Below are 3,024 nucleotides of genomic sequence, written 5' to 3'. Positions count from 1 at the left end.
CCACTGGACCCTCCCCGCGTACGAGCGCTACGCCGAGGAGACCGACCCGGTCGGTACGGCCGATGTCCTCGTCCGCGCCGACGACCCCCGCCACCCCGCCTGGAACGGCTGACCCGGGTCACCGCCACCGCCGGGCTCCGGGTGCGGGCCCCCTCGGCCGCGGCGAGAATGTAGGGCGCCGGGACTTGCGGAGCCGCCCGCGCCGCGCCGGCCGTCCGGCACCGGGAGGTACTCCATGACCACCGCCGGAGACATCATGCACCGGGGTGCCCAGTGGATCCCCGCCCACGAGACCCTCGACCGCGCCGCCCAGCTGATGCGTGAACTGGGCGTCGGAGCCCTGCCCATCAGCGACGCGGACGAACGGCTGTGCGGCATCCTCACCGACCGCGACATCGTCATCGGCTGCGTGGCCGTCGGCCACGACCCGGCCAAGGTCACCGCCGGTGCGATGGCCCAGGGCACACCCCGCTGGATCGACGCGAGCGCCGACGTCACCGACGTCCTGCACGAGATGCAGGAGCACAGGATCCGCAGGCTCCCCGTCATCGAGAACAAGCGCCTGGTGGGCATGATCAGCGAGTCCGACCTGGCCAGGCACCTGACGGACGAGCAGATCGCCGGCTGGGCCGAGAGCGTCTACGCGCGCTCCTCCACCACCCACTGACCCGTCCTGCGGAGGCCCTCGCTCACAGCCAGCCGTTGCGCCGGAAGCCGCGGTACAGCACACCGCAGGCGACGGCTATCACGACCATGACCAACGGGTAGCCGAAGGTCCAGTGCAGCTCGGGCATGTGGTCGAAGTTCATGCCGTACACACCGCAGACCATCGTCGGGACGGCGATCACCGCTGCCCAGGCCGTGATCTTCCGCATGTCCTCGTTCTGCGCGACCGTCACCTGCGCCAGGTGTGCCTGCAGGATCGAGTTGAGCAGTTCGTCGAACGACGCGATCTGTTCCTTCGCGCGCAGCAGATGGTCGGAGACATCTCGGAAGTACGCCTGTATCTCCGGGGCGATGACGTTGATCGGCCGGGTGGAGAGCTCCTCCAGCGGGCGGCTGAGCGGGGCCACCGCCCGCTTCAGCTCCAGCAGTTCGCGCTTGAGCTGGTAGATGCGGCCCGGGTCGACGCGCGCGCCGTTGTCCGCGAACACCGCCGTCTCGACCAGGTCGATGTCCGACTGGACGGCGTCGGTGACGTCCAGATAGCCGTCGACCACATGGTCCGCGATCGCGTGCAGCACGGCGGCCGGTCCCTTGGCGAGCTGCCCGGGGTCCGACTCCAGCTCCTCGCGCAGCGGACCCAGCGAGCCGTGGCTGCCGTGCCGCACCGTGATCACGAAGTCCTCGCCGACGAACACCATGATCTCGCCGGTGTTGACCACCTCGCTCGTCGCGGTGAGCTCCTCGTGCTCCACGTAGCAGACCGTCTTGAACACCGCGAACAGTGTCTCGCCGTAGCGCTCCACCTTCGGGCGCTGATGGGCCTCGACCGCGTCCTCGACGGCCAGCGGGTGCAGGTCGAAGAGATCCGCGATGCCCTCGAACTCGTGGTCCGACGGCTCGTGCAGCCCGAGCCAGACGAAACCGTCACGGCTGTCGCGTACCCGCTCCACGGTGTCGACGAGATCACCGTCGACCGGGATACGGGCCCCCTCCTTGTAGGTCACGCAGTTGACCACCGAGGTGCCCAGCGGGGAGCGGGCGTGGTGGCTCAGGTCGACGCGCGGGCGCCGCCGGGCCAGCCGGGCCACCTTGCGCAGGCCACCCACCCTGCCGAGGCTCGTGACCTTTCGCAGATTCCCTGCCATGGACATCTGGATCTCCTCGTGTGGATCTCCGTGCGACGCGTTTCTGCGTCCTGGCGCGCCAGTTTGCCAGGTCGGGGCAAACGCCGGGTGAGCCTGTGGACAGGGGAGGTTCCGCTTGGTTCCCGCCTGTGGAAAACCAGCCCGCACCGGCCTCGGCGCCGGTCACCCGGCGAACGGACCCCGACGCTCTCCTCGCAGGAACCGCGTCGTCCACTCGGGACGAGCCGGACGACTGGGATCATCACGGCATGACTCGAACCGACGGATATCTCCTCGACAACCGGCAGGCGGAGGCCGCGGAACGCTTCGAAGCCTTCGCCGCCCTCTTCGACCCCACGACCTTCCGGCACCTCGAAGGATTCGGCATCGGATCCGGCTGGCGCTGCTGGGAGGTCGGCGCGGGTGGTACGTCCGTGGTGTCCTGGCTGGCGAAGAAGGTCGGCCCGACCGGGAAGGTCGTCGCGACGGACATCGACACCACCTGTCTCACCGCTGCGGCCCGCCCGCCGGTGGACGTACGGGTCCACGACGTGAGCGCGCAGGAGCCACCCGGGGAGGGCTTCGACCTGGTGCACGCCCGGCTCGTCCTGGTCCATGTGCCCGACCGGGAACGGGCCCTGCGGTCGATGATCAAGTCCCTGCGTCCCGGCGGACGGCTCCTGCTGGAGGACGCCGACCCCGCCCTGCAACCCCTGACCTGCCCCGACGAGTACGGCCCCGAGCAGCAGCTCGCGAACCGGCTGCGCCAGGGCTTCCGCCGTCTGCTCGCCGACCGCGGCGCCGACCTCTCCTACGGCCGCACCCTCCCGCGTCTGCTCCGCGAGGCCGGTCTGCGCCAGGTGGCCGCCGACGCGTACTTCCCGCTGGCCTCGCCGGCCTGCGCCGCCCTGGAGTCCGCCACGATCCGCCAGATCCGCGGCCAGTTGGTCACGGCGGGCCTGGCCACGGACGAGGAGGTCGACCGCCACCTCGCCAACGTCGCCACCGGCACGATGGACCTGGCCACGGCTCCGCTGATCTCGGCATGGGGGCGCAAGGCGTAGCAGGAGAGCGGGAGCTGTCCCTGGGGACCGGTGTCCGGGCGGCCGCCCCGATGGACGACCGCCGACACTGCTGGCCCTGGCCCACCGGCCGGCCGTAAGTCCGGCAACGGAGGCTCACCCACCAGCCGTCAACCGGGCGCCGGTGGTCTCCCGCCCACCCGCTCCACGGC

3 protein-coding genes and 1 pseudogene are annotated in these 3,024 nt (G+C 70.8%); 3 read left to right on the top strand and 1 reads right to left on the bottom strand.

The genetic code is table 11. The annotated features are described in order from the left end of the window. Window positions 1–112: pseudogene (locus EHS43_RS48500) on the top strand (uridine kinase); the annotation flags it as partial. 123 nt (window positions 113–235) lie between these two features. After that, entirely contained in the window at window positions 236–667 is a 432-nt protein-coding gene (locus EHS43_RS41410) for a CBS domain-containing protein (protein ID WP_125195660.1), read from the top strand. Window positions 668–689: 22 nt separating this feature from the next. Here the strand turns inward: EHS43_RS41410 and EHS43_RS41405 are convergent, their stop codons facing one another. Further along, the gene (locus EHS43_RS41405) at window positions 690–1,817 is read right to left on the bottom strand and encodes a magnesium and cobalt transport protein CorA (protein ID WP_125195659.1); all 1,128 of its coding nucleotides are present in this window, start codon (window positions 1,815–1,817) and stop codon (window positions 690–692) included. A 242-nt stretch (window positions 1,818–2,059) separates the two neighbouring features. On the opposite strand from EHS43_RS41405, the gene EHS43_RS41400 reads away from it, so the two are divergent. Then, window positions 2,060–2,854, top strand: a complete 795-nt coding sequence (locus EHS43_RS41400; RefSeq protein WP_125195658.1) for a methyltransferase domain-containing protein — start codon at window positions 2,060–2,062, stop codon at window positions 2,852–2,854. Window positions 2,855–3,024 lie beyond the last annotated feature (170 nt).

Origin of the sequence: Streptomyces sp. RP5T (assembly GCF_003933965.1) — a bacterium.
Taxonomy (GTDB): Bacteria; Actinomycetota; Actinomycetes; order Streptomycetales; family Streptomycetaceae; genus Streptomyces.
Note: the sequence above shows the minus strand (reverse complement) of the source record. Positions and strands in the feature narration are given on the sequence as shown.

Excerpts from the sequence above, each read along its gene's own strand:
- EHS43_RS41405 (WP_125195659.1), bottom strand. The coding sequence starts at position 1,817 with ATGTCCATGGCAGGGAATCTGCGAAAGGTCACGAGCCTCGGCAGGGTG.
- EHS43_RS41410 (WP_125195660.1), top strand. The coding sequence starts at position 236 with ATGACCACCGCCGGAGACATCATGCACCGGGGTGCCCAGTGGATCCCC.
- EHS43_RS41400 (WP_125195658.1), top strand. The coding sequence starts at position 2,060 with ATGACTCGAACCGACGGATATCTCCTCGACAACCGGCAGGCGGAGGCC.